Origin of the sequence: Mycobacterium shigaense, assembly GCF_002356315.1 — a bacterium.
Taxonomy (GTDB): domain Bacteria; phylum Actinomycetota; class Actinomycetes; order Mycobacteriales; family Mycobacteriaceae; genus Mycobacterium; species Mycobacterium shigaense.
In genome coordinates, this window is record NZ_AP018164.1 from 758523 (window position 1) to 773481 (window position 14959).

Sequence of the window (14959 nt, forward strand, 5' to 3'; positions counted from 1 at the left end):
CTAGGCGTGGCGGGCTGCTTGCTGGGCGAGCTGAACCCGTGATGACACAGCCAGTTTCGTGTAGACGTGGGTGAGATGGGACTGCACGGTGCGCGGGGAGATGAACAGGCGCGCGGCGATGTCCTTGTTGGGTAGGCCCTCGCTGACCAGCCGCACGACGTCGAGCTCGGTGGGCGTCAGGGACTCCCAGCCGCCGGCCGGCCGGCCGCGGTGGCCGCGACCGCGCCGCGCGTAGCCGATTGCCTCGGCGGTGGACAGCGCGAAGCCTTCGGCCCATGCTGCTTCAAAAACGTTGGGCTCCAGGGATTCTCGCACTTCTGCCAGCGACGCGTCGTAGTCGGCCTGAAAGACCTGAAAGCGTGCCTCGGTGTGCCGTTGCCGCATGCTGCCGGCCGCCCCGAGAAGCCGGGCGGCATGCTCGGCGTTGGTGCGGGCGGCCAGCGCCGCCAGACACTCGAGGACATCGGGCACCCGCAGGAATCCGCTCATCCGTTCGGCGGCCTCGAGGGCGTCGTGCAGGTCGCGTTCGGCCTGCTGCGGCTCGCCCTGGGCGACGGCGACCCGGGCGCGCGCCAGCAGCGCTTGCACCCGATGACATCCCGGGACGATCGCGACGGTGCCGTCCGCCCACTCGCGGGCGGCGGCGAGATCCCCGGCGGCCAGGGTCGCCTCGGCCATCGGCAGCAGGCTTCGCACGAACAGTCCCTTGAGGGCAGAGGTGTGCTGCCAGGCCGCCTCGCAGGCCCGTTTAGCGGCCGCGATGTTGCCTTCTGCCAGCTCGGCGTTGGCCAGAGACGTGTAGGCGCTGTCTTCGTGGAAACCGCCAAGGGCAGCGCCGCTTTGCAGCGCGGCTTCCGCGGCGGCCCGGGCGGCCGGGGCGTCGCCAGTCATCGCGAGCACTTGCGCCAGGGTGATCAGGCCGAAGACTTCCATCGGGACGTCCTGTGCGGCTCGCGTCTCGTCGACCAGGTTGCGGGCTATTTGCAGCGCCTCGGTCAGCTTCCCCTGTGCCGTCAGCGCACCACTGAGGAAGGTGCGGCTGTATCGGGACATGAAGCTGTCGCCGAACTTATCGGCCAGGTCTCGCCCCTCCTCGCCGGCGGCTTGGGTGGCAAGGGGATCGCCGGCTACATTGCCGATGAACGACTGGTAGGCGCGCATGCGGTAGAGCGCAGCCGAATTGCCCACTGCGCGAGCCAAATCGACCGCCTCGACCAGATAGGGCTGGCTTATGTCGGGCTGGAAAATAGCCAGCATGCCGCAAGTCACCAAGGCATGCACGATGAGTAACTCATCGCCGAGCTGACGCGCGGCGGCCAGGGCTTCTTCCGCGCGCGACAACTCAAACGGTACCGAGAACCACACCGCCAGTAGCCCCGCGTCGGCGACAGCCCGCACCCACACGGCGGCGTCGACGCCGTCATCGCGGTACCGCTCGTCGCCGAACACGGTATCGAAGCCGGCGGCACCTTCGCGGAACCGCGCGCGGGTCAACCAGAGCCGCTGCAACGCAGACACCAGCTTCAGCGCCGACTCGAATTCTCCTCCGTCGCAACTCCATCCGTGGGCAGCCCGCAGGTTTGCCATCTCGACCTCGGCCCACGGCACCAACGGTGTTCCGTCACCCCGCGACTGGGATTCCAGCGCCACGGCGGCGCCGGTGTAGTGGTCGCGATGGCGGGTCCGCGCCGCCTCGGCTTCGCCTGAATCCGCGAGCTTTTCGAGACCGTACTGACGGACCGTCTCCAGCAGGCGGTAGCGCATCACGCCGCCGCTCTCCTCGGCGACCACCAGCGACTTGTCGACGAGCAGCCCCAGCAGGTCGACGAGTTGGAAATGTTCCACATCGGTGTCGGCGCCCACCGCCTGCGCGGCGTCGAGGTCGAAGCTGCCCATGAACACCGCGAGACGGCGGAACAGATCGCGTTCCGGCTCGGTGAGCATGGCGTGCGACCAGTCGATGGACGCACGCAGCGTCTGCTGGCGGCGGACCGCGGTGCGCGCGCCGCCGGCGAGCAGGCGGAAGTTGTGGTGGAGGCTGTCGACGATCTGCGTCAGCGACAGGGTCCGAATCCGGGCGGCCGCCAGCTCGATCGCCAGCGGCATGCCGTCCAGGCGGCGACAGATCTCGGCGATCGCGGGTGAATTGTCATGAGTGAGCGTGAAATCCGGCCTCGTCCGGCGGGCGCGGTCGACGAACAGGGCGACGGCCTCGCCGTCCACCGACAGCGAGGGCACCCGCCAGGTGAGCTCACCGGCGATGCCGATCGGCTCGCGGCTGGTCGCCAAGATCGTGACGCCGGGCCCGGCGTCGAGCAGTGCTACCACCAGTTCCGCACTGGCGTCCAGCAGATGCTCACAATTGTCCAGTACCAGCAACATCTTTCGGTCGCGGACGAACCTCGTGACAAGGTCCATCGTGGAGCGGCCCGGCTGGTCGGCCAGCCCCAACGTGCGGGCCAGGACGACGGGCGCGACAAGAGGATTGGTGACCGGCGCGAGATCGACAAACCAAACGCCGCCGCGGAATTCGGCCGCGACGTCGGCGGCGGCCTGCACCGCCAACCGTGTCTTGCCGACACCGCCCGCCCCGGTCAGGGTCACCAGCCGGTTCTCTTTCAAGAGCTGGCCGACGTCGCCGATCTGTGCGGCCCGGCCCACGAAGCTGGTCAGCTGAACCGGAAGATGAGCATTGGCAACGTCATTCGCGCTGCGCAGCGGAGGGAAGTCGGTGCGCAGGTCGGGATGATTGAGCTGCAGGACGCGTTCCGGACGCGGCAGGTCGCGTAACGGGTGGATGCCCAGATCGGTCAGCCAGGCGTCGGCCGGCAACCGGTCGACCACCAACTGTTCGGTGGCGCCGGACAAGACGGTCTGTCCGCCGTGCGCGAGGTCGCGCACCCGCGCGGTCCGGTTGACCGTGGGGCCGGCGTAGTTGCCGGCATCGCGTAACTGGACTTCGCCGGTGTGCAGGCCGATGCGTATCCGGATCGGCGCCAGGTCCGCTTGCTGCAACCGTAGGGCGCAGGCAACGGCGTCGCTGGCGCGGGCGAACGCGAGCACGAAGCTGTCGCCTTCGCCCTGCTCGACCGGCCGCACCCCGCAGTGGGCGGCGACCAGGTCATTGACGGTGAGATTCAGCCGCTCGAGCGCGTCCGTCATGGCCTCGGACTGGCTTTCCCACAACCGCGTCGAGCCCTCGACATCGGCGAGTAGCAAGGTGACTGTCCCAATGGGCAGGTCGCTCACTCTTTGCTCGTTCCAGTCCGGCGGTAGCGCGTCGGTCGGTGAATCAATTCCGCTCATGTTAGCCAGCATGCGAGCGCTGCGGTCGCGAAACATCAGCACAAATGCGCAGATTTCACCTGTGCCATAGCGCAGGTACGGCTAGGGGTCAGTCCTCGGCGTGGCGCTCGTAGTCCCAGCGCTCCAGGCGTGCCTGCAGTTGCATCAGGCCGACGCCGACGACCGGCATCACGGTCGCAAGGCAAACCAGCAGCAGCGGAGTCATCCCCAAACCTCCAAACCCCTTATCTTCCTAACACGTTCGTTGTCGTTGCGAGGTTCATCGGACAATAAAGTCACGACTGAGTTATTCGCCCGTGATGGCGCGGTCGCTGAGCGCGCCGAGCACCGGCGCCATCAATTGCGCGTATTCGGTGGTCACGTGGTTGTCGTCGCGGAAAACCAGGGTGTTGCCGACGATCATCGGGCAACGCTCTTCAGTGCAGAACAGGTCGGTCAGATCGGCGTATTGGCCGCCGGCCGCCGTGGTCGCGGCGTGTTCGGCAGCGATTCCAGCTCCGTCGACCGCGCCCGAGCGGGCCGGCGCGCAGGCGGTCGCGTCGTCGAGGTGCCCGGACAGACAGGTGGGCACCACCGAACGTGGATCCGGTGCCGGCCCGAGGACCAGGACCGCCGCGCCGCTTTTGCGCAGCTGCGCGACGGCGCGGCCCAGGGCGTCGATCCAGGCCGGATCGTAGGCGGCGAAGCCGAAGTCGGCTCCGTAGCGCCGGCTCATACCGAGCACCACCAGCTGTGGGTGCTCGGCCGCGACGCGCGCCGCGACCTGGCCGCGCCACTGTTCGCATTCGGTGTACTCGCGGCCCAGGTATGGGCTGTTGATCGGCAGATCCTGCACCGGGCAGGTCACCTTGGCCAGCGTCTCGAGCCGCCAGTGCCGCTGCGCGGCGAGCTGCTGGAACGCCGGGTCCCACATCGCGGCGTGCGAGTCACCGATCAGGGCCACGGTGGTCGGCGAGGCAACGTCGCCCGACGCGCACTCGCCCTGACCGACCTCGCGCCAGGACCGCACGCATCCGTTGACGAAGACCCCGGCCTTGTCGGCGGGAGCGGCGGCGAGCGACGGGTCCAGGTTCGACGGCACCGCGCGCAGGCTCGCCGATGCCGCGACCGCGTCGCGCACCGGCGCGAAGGCCTGCCCGACGGCGGCCTCCCGCGGATCGACGGCGCGCGCGTTGGCGGTGGGGACTGTCGTCGAGGGCAGCGCGACGATGTTGGCCTTCGAGGCCGCCGGCCCGTGACCGACCGGCACCGGGATTACGGTCAGCAGCAACGAGCAGGCGCACGCGGCGGCCCCGCTGGCGACGCCGGCCACGGCCAGGCTGGTCTTCGCAGACCGGCGCAGTGCCGCGGCGAAGCGGCCGGGGTTTTCCACCAGGTGCAGGGTGATCACCGCGAGTCCGGCCGACAGGAAGATCGCGGTCAGCCGGGCGGGCATGCCCGCGGGCTCGCCCAGCAGCGGCGGCATCAGCAGCAGCACCGGCCAGTGCCACAGATACCAGGAATACGAGAGCCGGCCGATCCCCCGCATGGCGGGGCGGCACAGCAGGCGACCGGGACCCAGGCCGCGGGTGACGCTGCCGCCGCCGATCACCAGCGCGGTGCCCAGGACCGGCAGCAGCGCCGAGGTGCCGGGGTAGGGGGTATGCGGCCCCAACTGGGTGCAGGTCAGCACGATCAGCGCGAGACCGCCCCAGCCGGCGACCGCCGCGGACAGCAGCGGCAGCCGGCGCCAGTGCTGGATCGACAGCGCCACCAGACCGCCGGCGGCCAGCTCCCAGGCGCGGGTGGGCAGCGAGAAGAACGCCCAGGACGGCGACGTACGGGTCCAGATCACGGCCGCCGCCAGCGACGCCGCGCCGACCAGCACGAGTACCACCGCGTAGGGCAGCACCCGGGTCGCCGCACCGGGTCGCAGCCGGCCGATCAGCCACGCGGTGCCGATGATCAACATCGGCCAGACCAGATAGAACTGCTCCTCGACGCCCAGCGACCAGTAGTGCTGATACGGCGACGGCAGATCCGCTGCCAGGTAATCGGTGCCGCGGGCGGCGAACCGGTAATTGCCCGCGTACAGGGCACTGGCGACGCCGTCGGCGAAGACGCTGCGCGCCTGCAGCGGTGGCAGCACGACCGCGGCCGCGATCGCGGTGGCGACGCCGACGGTGGCCGCCGCGGGGAGCAGGCGACGAGCCCGCGCGCCGTAAAAGCGGCCCAGCGCAACGGTATTGGTGGCGGCGACCTCGCGCCACAGCACGCCGGTGATGAGGAACCCGGAGATCACAAAGAACACGTCCACGCCGATGTAGCCGCCGGCCAGCCCCGGGATCTCGGCGTGGTATAACACGACCGCTATCACCGCGACCGCGCGCAAGCCTTCGATATCCGGGCGAAATCCCCGTCGCCGGGTTTGGCGGATGGGGCTATCGCCCGCTCCTGACAGCGGGCTGGCGGTGCTTCCTGCCGGACTGTCATGCCGTGTTGGGATGCCTCGCTAGGTCGCCAGCCAGGAGAGCTCGCCGGGTAATTGCAAGCGCCACCACGTCATGTCGTGGCCGCCGACCGTGAAGCTTACTGCCGGTGGCGTTTTGAGTTGGCTCACGAACTGGCGTGTCGCGGGATAGAAACGGTCAAAGGTCCCGCAGTCCACCCGCAGCGGAATCTGCGACAGCTCCGGCAGGCCCAGCACGCTGTTGGCCAGCCAGTCCTCTTCGCTGTCAAACGCTTTGGGCGCGCAGTCGGCGTAGGAGCTGTACAGCGCCGGGCTGATCGCGCAGATCCCCGCGGTGCGCGCCGGCCCCAGCTTGGCGCCCAGGTGCAGCGCCCCGTATCCGCCCATCGACCAGCCCATGAAGGCCACCCGCGAGGTGTCCAGGCCCATCGAGCCCAGCATCGGCAGCAGCTCGTCGAGGACCATCGCGCCCGAGTCCGTGCCGTCGGCCCGTTTGTGCCAGTAGGAATCCGAACCGCCGTCGACGCTGACCACCGCGAACGGCGGCTTGCCCTCCTTGACCAGGCGGGCAAGCGCGTCGGGCACACCGCAGTCGAGCATCATGTTCGCGTCGCCGTCCTTGCCGTGCAGCGCGATCACCGGTCGCAGCAGCCCGCTCTGCGACGTTTGGCCGGGCGGCAGCGCGATCACCCAGTTGGTCTTGACGCCGCCGCGCGCTTTGGAGATGAACGAGCCGGTCAGTTTGTTGGGCAGGTTGCTGCTCGCGGTCGACGGCTCGAACGGGGATGGCAGCGGCGCCGCTTGTGGTTGCGGTGGGTCCACGAGGGCGCTCAGTGCCCAGACGCCCATGGCCGCAGCGCTGGCACTAGCGCCCATTCGCAGCACCGCGCGGCGGGTCAGATCGGGCACGAAGGTCATAATGCCGCGCCCACAGGGCTTTTCCGACCCTGTCGCGCCATTTGCAAGGGCATCGTGATGCGGCGGTCACCGAGCGGTGACTTGTGCGACCCGCCCGGGTCGGCCGCGATCGAATCTACCGAATTGCAACCCTCCCGCGACGGCCCGTTTTCGCAGATGATGGGCCTTTCGTATGCCTTCACGCGTCGACCGAGAACGGAAGAGGACCGGATGAGCCTGGCATTTCATTGGTTTTTGCCGACATACGGGGATTCGCGAAACCTGGTTGCCGGCGGACACGGCACCGCCATGCACGGCGACCGACCCGCGACGTCGCGGTACCTGCACCAGATCTGCGCGGCGGCCGAGGACAACGGTTTCGAGGCGGTGCTGACGCCCACCGGATTGTGGTGCGAGGATGCGTGGTTGACGACGGCGATGCTGATCGAGCGCACCGAGACGCTGAAATTCCTGGTGGCGCTTCGTCCGGGGCTGCTCAGCCCGACCCTGGCCGCGCAGATGGCCGGCACGTTCCAGCGCCACTCCGAGGGAAGGCTGCTGCTCAACGTCGTCACCGGTGGCGAGCCGCACGAGCAGCGGGCCTACGGCGACTTCCTGGACAAGCAGGCCCGCTACGCGCGTACCGCCGAGTTCCTGCACGTGGTCCGGGAGCTGTGGACCTCGAACGAGCCGGTGACGTACGCCGGTGAGCACATTCACATCGAGGGCGCGCAGCTGAACAACCCGCCCGACCCGGTGCCCCCGGTGTTCTTCGGCGGTTCGTCGGGTTCGGCCGGTCCGGTCGCCGCGAAATACTCCGACGTCTACCTGACGTGGGGCGAGCCGCTGGCCGCGGTCGGCGAGAAACTGGACTGGATTCGTGGATTGGCGGCCGACGCCGGCCGAACCCTGCAGTACGGCTTGCGCATTCACGTGATCAGCCGCCCGACCGCCGCGGAGGCGTGGGCCGAGGCCGACCGTCTGCTGGCGGCCGTGGACCCTGCCGATGTGCAGCGGGTGCAGGCCAACCTGGCGCGCAGCGAGTCCGAGGGACAGCGCCGCATGCTCGACCTGCACGGCGGCGACAGCGGCAAGCTGCAGGTCGGACCCAACTTGTGGGCTGGGGTCGGGCTGGTCCGCGGGGGAGCGGGCACCGCCCTGGTCGGATCTTACGACGAGGTCGCAGAAAGGCTCTCGGAATACGCGCAATTGGGAATCGACCACTTCGTCTTGTCGGGCTATCCGCACCTGGAAGAGGCCTACTGGTTCGGCGAGGGCGTGCTGCCTTTGCTCGAGCGCAAGGGCCTGTGGGAGCACCCCACGCGTCGCAGCGAACCGCCGCCGTCGACGCCGTTCGCGATCTCCTCAGCCCACTAGTCATGGCGACGACGCTGCCCACTTCGGCAGCGGCTGACGCTCTGGACGAAACCGATGCCGATCGGCGCCGGCGGCTTCGCACCGTCGTCGCCGCGAGCCTGCTCGGCACGACGGTGGAGTGGTATGACTTCTTTCTCTACGCCACCGCAGCCGGGTTGGTGTTCAGCAAGCTGTTCTTTCCCAACGCCAGCTCCCTGGTCGGGACGCTGCTGGCCTTCGCGACCTTCGCCGTCGGGTTCGTCATGCGGCCGGTCGGCGGGCTGGTGTTCGGCCACATCGGGGACCGGATCGGCCGCAAGCGCAGCCTCGCGTTGACGATGCTGATCATGGGCGGAGCGACGGCGTTGATCGGCGCGTTGCCGACCGCCGCGCAAATCGGGGTGGGGGCGCCCGTGCTACTGCTCGTCCTGCGAATCCTGCAGGGCTTCGCGCTGGGCGGCGAGTGGGGTGGCGCCGTGTTGCTGGCCGTCGAGCACAGTCCCGGCGATCGGCGCGGACGGTACGGGGCGATTCCGCAGATCGGCCTGGCGCTCGGGCTGGCGTTGGGCACCGGAATCTTCGCCTACCTGCAGGTGGCGTTGGGCTCGGCACAGTTCCTGGCCTACGGCTGGCGGATCGCCTTCCTGCTCAGCGTGGTCCTGGTCGCGGTCGGCATCGTGGTTCGGCTCCGGGTGGACGAGACGCCGGCGTTCCAGGAGCTGCGCGACCTCGAGCAGTCCTCCACGGTTCCGGTCCGCGACATCTTCCGCGGGGCCCGCACCCGCCGCAACACCTTCCTCGGCCTGCTGGCCCGCTGGGCCGAGGGCTCGGCGTTCAACACCTGGGGTGTGTTCGCGATCAGCTACGCCACCGGGGCGCTGGGCTTCCACAAGGTGCCCGTGCTGCTCGTCGTGACCCTCGCCGCACTGGTGATGGCCGTACTGCTGCCCGTCTCCGGCGTGCTGACCGACCGGTACGGGCCGCGCCGGGTGTATCTGACCGGGGTCTTGTGCTTCGGCCTGGCCACTTTCCCGGTCTTCGCGCTGTTCGGCGCGAGGAACCTCGTCCTGTTCGGGCTGGCGATGGTCATCGTGTTCGGCGTCGTGCACGCGCTCTTCTACGGCGCACAGGGCACGCTGTTCTCGTCGCTGTTTCCGACCGAGACCCGCTACACCGGGCTGTCGTTCGTCTACCAGTTCTCGGGCATCTACGCCTCGGGCGTCACGCCGATGATCTTGACCGCGCTGATCGCGGCGCTGCATGGTGCGCCGTGGCTCGCGTGCGGGTATCTGGTGGCCACGGCGGCCATCAGCGTGGTCGCCACCGCGCTGATTCGCGAGCAAGATCTGCATCTTTGACCGCAGCACGTAGTAGACAATCACGTTCGTGGTTAGGCTGAACGCCTAGATTTGTTGTCCCCGTGGGAAGTCGCGAAGAGGCGAGCAGGCCAATGACTGACGCGAACGTCACCGGATTCGAGCCGCTGTACGAACAGGCGGAGCACACCGACCGGCGCATCCCCTGGGACATCGGCGGCCCGCAACCGGCGGTGCAGCAGTTGGTGGCGTACGGCGGGATCCGCGGCGCGGTGCTCGACCCGTTGCTGGAAAACCGCCAGGTGCACCTTCCGGTGTGGTCCGTGGTTGCGACCCGGCTGGACTGACCCGATTGGACTGCTGTGTCCAGGAGGCAGCCGGCCATGGCTAGCGTTTCGCAACTGCGCCAGGGACTTTCGCAGCGGCAGCTGAGTATGATCGCGCTCGGCGGTGTCATCGGGGCCGGGTTGTTCGTCGGATCCGGCGTGGTGATCAAGGACACCGGGCCCGCCGCGTTCCTCACCTACGCCCTGTGCGGCCTGCTGGTTGTGCTGGTGATGCGGATGCTCGGCGAGATGGCCGCCGCGAACCCGTCGACCGGGTCGTTCGCCGACTACGCCGCCAAGGCGCTCGGCGGCTGGGCGGGGTTCTCCGTCGGCTGGCTGTATTGGTACTTCTGGGTGATCGTCGTCGGGTTCGAGGCGGTGGCCGGCGGCAAGGTTCTCAACTATTGGTTCCACGCGCCGCTGTGGCTGCTGTCGCTGTGCCTGATGGTGTTGATGACCGCGACGAACCTGTTCTCGGTGTCCTCCTTCGGGGAATTCGAATTCTGGTTCGCCGGAATCAAAGTCGCGACGATCGTGGCCTTCCTCTGCGTCGGTGTGGTGTTCGTGTGCGGTCTGCTGCCGGGCCACGCCGGCGGGCTGGCCAACCTGACCGCCCACGGCGGCTTCTTCCCGAAGGGCGTGGCCGCGGTCTTCGCCGCCATCGTGGTGGTGATCTTTTCGATGGTCGGCGCCGAAATCGTCACCGTGGCCGCGGCCGAGAGCCGCGACCCGGTGCTGGCGGTCCAGCGCGCGACGCGATCGGTGGTCGCGCGGATCGCGATCTTCTACGTCGGGTCGGTTTTCCTGCTCGTGGCGATCCTGCCGTGGAACTCGGTGGAACTGGGCGCCTCACCGTACGTCGTCGTGTTCAAGCACATGGGTTTGCCCGGCGCGGATCAGGTGATGAACGCGGTGGTGCTCACCGCGGTGCTGTCCTGCTTGAACTCCGGCCTGTACACCTCGTCGCGCATGCTGTTCGTGCTCGCCGCCCGCAACGAGGCACCGCAACGGCTGGTCACCCTCAGCGGGCGCGGGGTGCCCTCGGCCGCGATCCTGTTCTCCTCGGCGATCGGGTTCGGGTGCGTGCTCATGTCCTGGCTCGCGCCGCGCACGGTGTTCCTGTTCCTGCTCAACTCCTCGGGCGCCATCATCCTGTTCGTCTACTGGCTGATCGCGCTGTCGCAGATCGTGCTGCGCCGCCGCACGCCCCCGGATCAGCTGCGGCTCAAGATGTGGTTCTTTCCGGCGCTGTCGCTGATCACGCTGGCCGGGATCACCGCCGTGCTCGTGCAGATGGCATTCGACCGCTCAGCGCGCAGCCAGCTATGGCTGTCGCTGCTGTCCTGGGCGGTCGTGCTGGGCCTGTACGGCGTCGCGCGTCTGCGCGCCCGCCGCGCCTAGGACGTCTTGGTGAACAGCACGGCCTGCTCGAACGGCAGCCGCCCGAACACCTTCTGCGCCCTGCCGCTGACGTGCTCGGCCGCCTCGTCGCGGGTGACGATCCGCGGGTCGGCGATGCCGAACGTCTTGCCGTGGCGGCGCATCTGCCCGCCCCCGGCGGCCTTGAGGTTCTTCAGCCAGTCGCGGTCGGGGCCGTAGGTCAGCAGCACCGCGACGCCGGGCTTGCCGTCGACGGTGGCGTCGAACACGGTGACCGGCGTGCGGAACTGGGTGCCGGACTTTCGCCCGACGTGCTCGATGATGCCGAACGACGGGGCCCAGCCGGCCCACGTCTTCTGGATGGGGTTGGTGACGTGCCGGTTGAAACGGGCCAGGCCTTGGGGAAGTTGCATGACCACCATCCAACTCTTCGGCCACCAGGGACTTCAAGGCATCGCCGCTTAATCGAGCGCGAACGGCACGAGACCGCACGGGCGACCGACAGGATGCGTGACTGCTACACCCTGTAGTCGAGCGATCGGCGGAGGCTGGGACACTGGACGGCATGGGCAGCACTGACCAGGCCGCCCCTGCGACCAGGGGGGCTGTAACGCGCTCGGCGCGTCTGTTCGACGAGGCATGCGCCGTCATCCCCGGCGGGGTGAACTCGCCGGTTCGCGCCTTCACTGCGGTGGGCGGCACGCCGCGCTTCATCACCGAGGCGCGCGGCTGCTGGCTCACCGACGCCGACGGCAACCGCTATGTCGACCTGGTGTGTTCGTGGGGACCGATGATTCTGGGCCACGCGCATCCGGCCGTGGTCGACGCGGTCGCCACAGCCGCCGCCTCCGGCCTGTCGTTCGGCGCGCCGACCCCGGCCGAGATTCAACTGGCCACCGAGATCATCGGGCGGGTCGCGCCGGTAGACCGGATCCGGCTGGTGAACTCCGGCACCGAGGCCACCATGAGCGCGGTCCGGCTTGCGCGCGGGTTCACCGGCAGGGCCAAGATCGTCAAGTTCTCCGGCTGCTACCACGGCCATGCGGACGCGTTGCTCGCCGACGCGGGTTCCGGGGTGGCGACCCTGGGCCTGCCGTCGACTCCCGGGGTGACCGGCGCCGCCGCGGCCGACACGATAGTGTTGCCCTACAACGATATTGACGCGGTGATCGAGACGTTCGACCGGTTCGGCGAGGAGATCGCGGCGGTGATCACCGAGGCCAGCCCCGGCAACATGGGGGTCGTCCCACCGGCGCCCGGCTACAACGCGGCGCTGCGCGCCGTCACCGCCGAGCATGGCGCGCTGCTGATCATCGACGAGGTGATGACCGGCTTCCGCGTCAGCCGAAGTGGTTGGTACGGAATCGATCCCGTCGACGCCGACCTGTTCACCTTTGGCAAGGTGATGAGCGGCGGACTGCCCGCGGCGGCGTTCGGTGGGCGCGCCGAGGTGATGGAGCGGTTGGCGCCGCTGGGCCCGGTGTATCAGGCCGGCACGTTGTCGGGCAATCCGGTGGCGGTGGCCGCCGGGCTGGCCACGCTGCGTGCCGCCGACGGCGCCGTGTACACCGCGCTGGACGCCAACGCCGGCCGGCTGGCCGGCCTGTTCGCCGAGGCATTGACCACCGCCGGTGTGCCACATCAGATTCCGCGAGCGGGCAACATGCTCAGCGTCTTCTTCTCCGAGACGCCGGTCACCGACTTCGCGTCCGCGCGCGACACCCAGACCTGGCGCTACCCGCCGTTCTTTCACGCCCTGCTCGACGCCGGTGTCTACCCGCCGTGCAGCGCCTTCGAGGCGTGGTTCGTCTCGAGTGCGTTGGACGACAACGCCTTCGAGCGGATCGCCGATGCCCTGCCCGGTGCGGCCCGTGCCGCCGCCCACGCCGCCAAGGAGCGACTCTGATGGCCGAGCAGACCCGCGTGCACGTGATGCGGCACGGCGAGGTGTACAACCCCGAGGGAATCCTCTACGGGCGGCTGCCCGGATTTCGCCTGTCCGACAAGGGTAAAGCGCAGGCGGCCGCGGTCGCCGACGCGCTGGCTCACCGCGACATCGTCGCGGTGATCGCCTCGCCGCTGCAGCGGGCCCAGGAGACCGCCGCCTTCATCGGCGACAAGCACGACGTCCCGGTGGACTCCGATCCTGATCTGATCGAGTCGGCCAACTTCTTCCAGGGCCGGCGCGTCAGCCCGGGCGACGGCGCCTGGCGCGACCCGCGAGTGTGGTGGCAGCTGCGCAATCCGTTCACGCCGTCGTGGGGCGAGCCCTACCGCGAGATCGCGGCGCGGATGACGACCGCGGTAGACAAGGCGCGGGCCCGCGGCGCGGGCCACGAGGTCGTGTGCATCAGCCACCAACTGCCGGTGTGGACGCTGCGCCTGCACCTGACCGGCAAGCGGCTCTGGCACGATCCGCGGCGCCGCGAATGCGGCCTGGCCTCGGTGACGACGCTGGTCTACGACGGTGATCGACTGGTCGACGTCGAGTACTTCGAACCGGTGGTTTCTTGATCGTGCGGCGGCTGGCGTTGGCCGGGGCGGTGTTGGCGGTCTGCGGGCTGCTGGCCGGCTGCTCGAGCGGTCACGACGCCGTCGCGCAGGGCGGAACGTTCGAATTCGTCTCGCCCGGCGGCAAAACCGACCTCTTCTACGACCCCCCCGCGAGCCGCAGCCGGCCCGGGCCGCTGTCCGGGCCGGATCTCGCCGACCCCGCGCACCCGTTGTCGCTGGACGACCCGATCTTCGTCGGCAACGTCGTCGTCATCAACGTCTGGGGGCAGTGGTGCGGACCGTGTCGCGCCGAAGTCACCCAGCTGCAGCAGGTGTACGACGCCACCCGCGCTTCCGGGGTGTCCTTTCTGGGTATCGACGTCCGTGACAACAATCGCCAGGCGGCCCTGGATTTCGTCAACGACCGCGGGGTGACGTTCCCGTCGATCTTCGACCCGGCGATGCGCACCCTGATCGCCTTCGGTGGCAAATACCCGACCACCGTGATCCCGTCCACGCTGGTGCTCGACCGCCAGCACCGGGTCGCGGCGGTATTCCTGCGGGAACTGCTGGCGCAGGATCTGCAGCCCGTCGTGCAAAAGCTGGCCCGCGAGCAATGAATCAGTTTACCCAAATTGCTTCCGCTGGACCACTTTTGGTGGCCCTCGGGGTGTGCCTGCTGGCCGGGCTGGTGTCGTTCGCCTCGCCCTGCGTGGTGCCGCTGGTGCCCGGCTACCTGTCGTATCTGGCCGCGGTGGTCGGGGTGGACGAGCAGCCGCCGCCGGGCGCTGGCCATGCTTTTTGGCGCCCCGCGAGTTCAGCCCGTTGGCGTGTCGCCGGATCGGCCGCGTTGTTCGTCGCCGGCTTCACCACGGTGTTCGTCCTCGGCACCGTCGCCGTGCTCGGAATGGCCAGCACGCTGATCACCAACCAGCTGGTGCTGCAACGACTGGGCGGCGTGCTGACCATCGTGATGGGGCTGGTGTTCGTCGGGTTCGTCCCGGCCCTGCAGCGCCAGGTCCGGTTCAGCCCGCAGCAGCTGACGACGGTCGCGGGGGCGCCGCTGCTGGGCGCGGTGTTCGCGCTGGGCTGGACACCGTGCCTGGGCCCGACCCTGACCGGGGTGATCACCGTCGCGTCGGCCACTGACGGCGCCAACGTCGCCCGCGGCATCGCGCTCGTGGTCGCCTACTGCCTGGGCCTGGGCATCCCGTTCGTCCTGCTGGCCTTCGGGTCGGCGGGCGCGGTAGGGGCGCTGGGCTGGCTGCGACGCCACAGCCGGGCGATCCAGATCTTCGGCGGCGCCCTGCTGATCGCCGTCGGCGTGCTGCTGGTCACCGGGGTGTGGAACGACTTCGTCTCCTGGCTGCGCGACGCCTTCGTGTCCGACGCGAGGTTGCCGATTTGATCCCGCTGATAGTCGCCTACGCGCGCAA

The 14959-nt window shown here is 69.1% G+C and carries 11 protein-coding genes and 1 pseudogene; 8 read left to right on the top strand and 4 right to left on the bottom strand.

Features of this window, described 5'->3' with window-relative positions:
- The 3 genes from MSG_RS03635 to MSG_RS03645 all read right to left on the bottom strand — a co-directional run bounded on the left by MSG_RS03635 (position 1) and on the right by MSG_RS03645 (position 6673).
- On the bottom strand, positions 1–3318 hold the full coding sequence (locus MSG_RS03635; protein WP_096444018.1) for a helix-turn-helix transcriptional regulator: 3318 nt from the start codon (positions 3316–3318) through the stop codon (positions 1–3).
- A gap of 274 nt (positions 3319–3592) precedes the next feature.
- The gene (locus MSG_RS03640) at positions 3593–5746 is read right to left on the bottom strand and encodes an acyltransferase family protein (RefSeq protein ID WP_096437191.1); all 2154 of its coding nucleotides are present in this window, start codon (positions 5744–5746) and stop codon (positions 3593–3595) included.
- A gap of 51 nt (positions 5747–5797) precedes the next feature.
- Positions 5798–6673 carry an alpha/beta hydrolase gene (locus tag MSG_RS03645; RefSeq protein ID WP_096437193.1) on the bottom strand — a complete coding sequence of 292 codons (876 nt, stop codon included), beginning with the start codon at positions 6671–6673 and terminating at the stop codon, positions 5798–5800.
- A gap of 210 nt (positions 6674–6883) precedes the next feature.
- Between MSG_RS03645 and MSG_RS03650 the strand changes: the two genes are divergently transcribed.
- The 4 genes and pseudogenes from MSG_RS03650 (at position 6884) to MSG_RS03665 (ending at position 11051) form a co-directional block, all read left to right on the top strand.
- Positions 6884–8029, top strand: coding sequence for an LLM class flavin-dependent oxidoreductase (locus tag MSG_RS03650; protein ID WP_096444020.1), 1146 nt, complete (start codon positions 6884–6886; stop codon positions 8027–8029).
- A gap of 2 nt (positions 8030–8031) precedes the next feature.
- Positions 8032–9366, top strand: coding sequence for an MFS transporter (locus MSG_RS03655; protein ID WP_096437195.1), 1335 nt, complete (start codon positions 8032–8034; stop codon positions 9364–9366).
- 92 nt (positions 9367–9458) lie between these two features.
- Positions 9459–9608: pseudogene (locus MSG_RS03660) on the top strand (class I SAM-dependent methyltransferase); the annotation flags it as partial.
- Between the two features lie 99 nt (positions 9609–9707).
- Positions 9708–11051, top strand: a complete 1344-nt coding sequence (locus MSG_RS03665; RefSeq protein ID WP_096437197.1) for an amino acid permease — start codon at positions 9708–9710, stop codon at positions 11049–11051.
- On the opposite strand, the gene MSG_RS03670 is transcribed toward MSG_RS03665, so the two are convergent.
- Positions 11048–11443 (bottom strand): nitroreductase family deazaflavin-dependent oxidoreductase, encoded by a 396-nt coding sequence (locus MSG_RS03670; protein WP_096444021.1) that lies wholly within the window; start codon positions 11441–11443, stop codon positions 11048–11050. The two genes, MSG_RS03665 and MSG_RS03670, sit on opposite strands and share 4 nt — an antisense overlap.
- Positions 11444–11595: 152 nt before the next feature.
- Between MSG_RS03670 and hemL the strand changes: the two genes are divergently transcribed.
- Genes hemL through MSG_RS03690 form a run of 4 tightly spaced genes read left to right on the top strand, consistent with a single transcriptional unit; the run spans position 11596 to position 14931 of the window.
- Positions 11596–12936 (top strand): glutamate-1-semialdehyde 2,1-aminomutase, encoded by a 1341-nt coding sequence (gene hemL / locus MSG_RS03675; protein ID WP_096437199.1) that lies wholly within the window; start codon positions 11596–11598, stop codon positions 12934–12936.
- Positions 12936–13544, top strand: coding sequence for a histidine phosphatase family protein (locus MSG_RS03680; protein WP_096437201.1), 609 nt, complete (start codon positions 12936–12938; stop codon positions 13542–13544). The genes hemL and MSG_RS03680 overlap by 1 nt, the downstream gene beginning before the upstream one ends.
- Positions 13541–14143 (top strand): TlpA disulfide reductase family protein, encoded by a 603-nt coding sequence (locus tag MSG_RS03685; RefSeq protein WP_181159115.1) that lies wholly within the window; start codon positions 13541–13543, stop codon positions 14141–14143. Before MSG_RS03680 ends, MSG_RS03685 begins: the two co-directional genes overlap by 4 nt.
- Positions 14140–14931 (top strand): cytochrome c biogenesis CcdA family protein, encoded by a 792-nt coding sequence (locus MSG_RS03690; protein ID WP_096437203.1) that lies wholly within the window; start codon positions 14140–14142, stop codon positions 14929–14931. Before MSG_RS03685 ends, MSG_RS03690 begins: the two co-directional genes overlap by 4 nt.
- Positions 14932–14959: the final 28 nt, after the last annotated feature.

Coding starts and splice junctions, on each gene's coding strand:
- MSG_RS03690 (WP_096437203.1), top strand. CDS start 14,140: ATGAATCAGTTTACCCAAATTGCTTCCGCTGGACCACTTTTGGTGGCC.
- MSG_RS03645 (WP_096437193.1), bottom strand. CDS start 6,673: ATGACCTTCGTGCCCGATCTGACCCGCCGCGCGGTGCTGCGAATGGGC.
- MSG_RS03650 (WP_096444020.1), top strand. CDS start 6,884: ATGAGCCTGGCATTTCATTGGTTTTTGCCGACATACGGGGATTCGCGA.
- MSG_RS03665 (WP_096437197.1), top strand. CDS start 9,708: ATGGCTAGCGTTTCGCAACTGCGCCAGGGACTTTCGCAGCGGCAGCTG.
- MSG_RS03635 (WP_096444018.1), bottom strand. CDS start 3,318: ATGCTGGCTAACATGAGCGGAATTGATTCACCGACCGACGCGCTACCG.
- MSG_RS03655 (WP_096437195.1), top strand. CDS start 8,032: ATGGCGACGACGCTGCCCACTTCGGCAGCGGCTGACGCTCTGGACGAA.
- MSG_RS03680 (WP_096437201.1), top strand. CDS start 12,936: ATGGCCGAGCAGACCCGCGTGCACGTGATGCGGCACGGCGAGGTGTAC.
- MSG_RS03670 (WP_096444021.1), bottom strand. CDS start 11,443: ATGCAACTTCCCCAAGGCCTGGCCCGTTTCAACCGGCACGTCACCAAC.
- hemL (WP_096437199.1), top strand. CDS start 11,596: ATGGGCAGCACTGACCAGGCCGCCCCTGCGACCAGGGGGGCTGTAACG.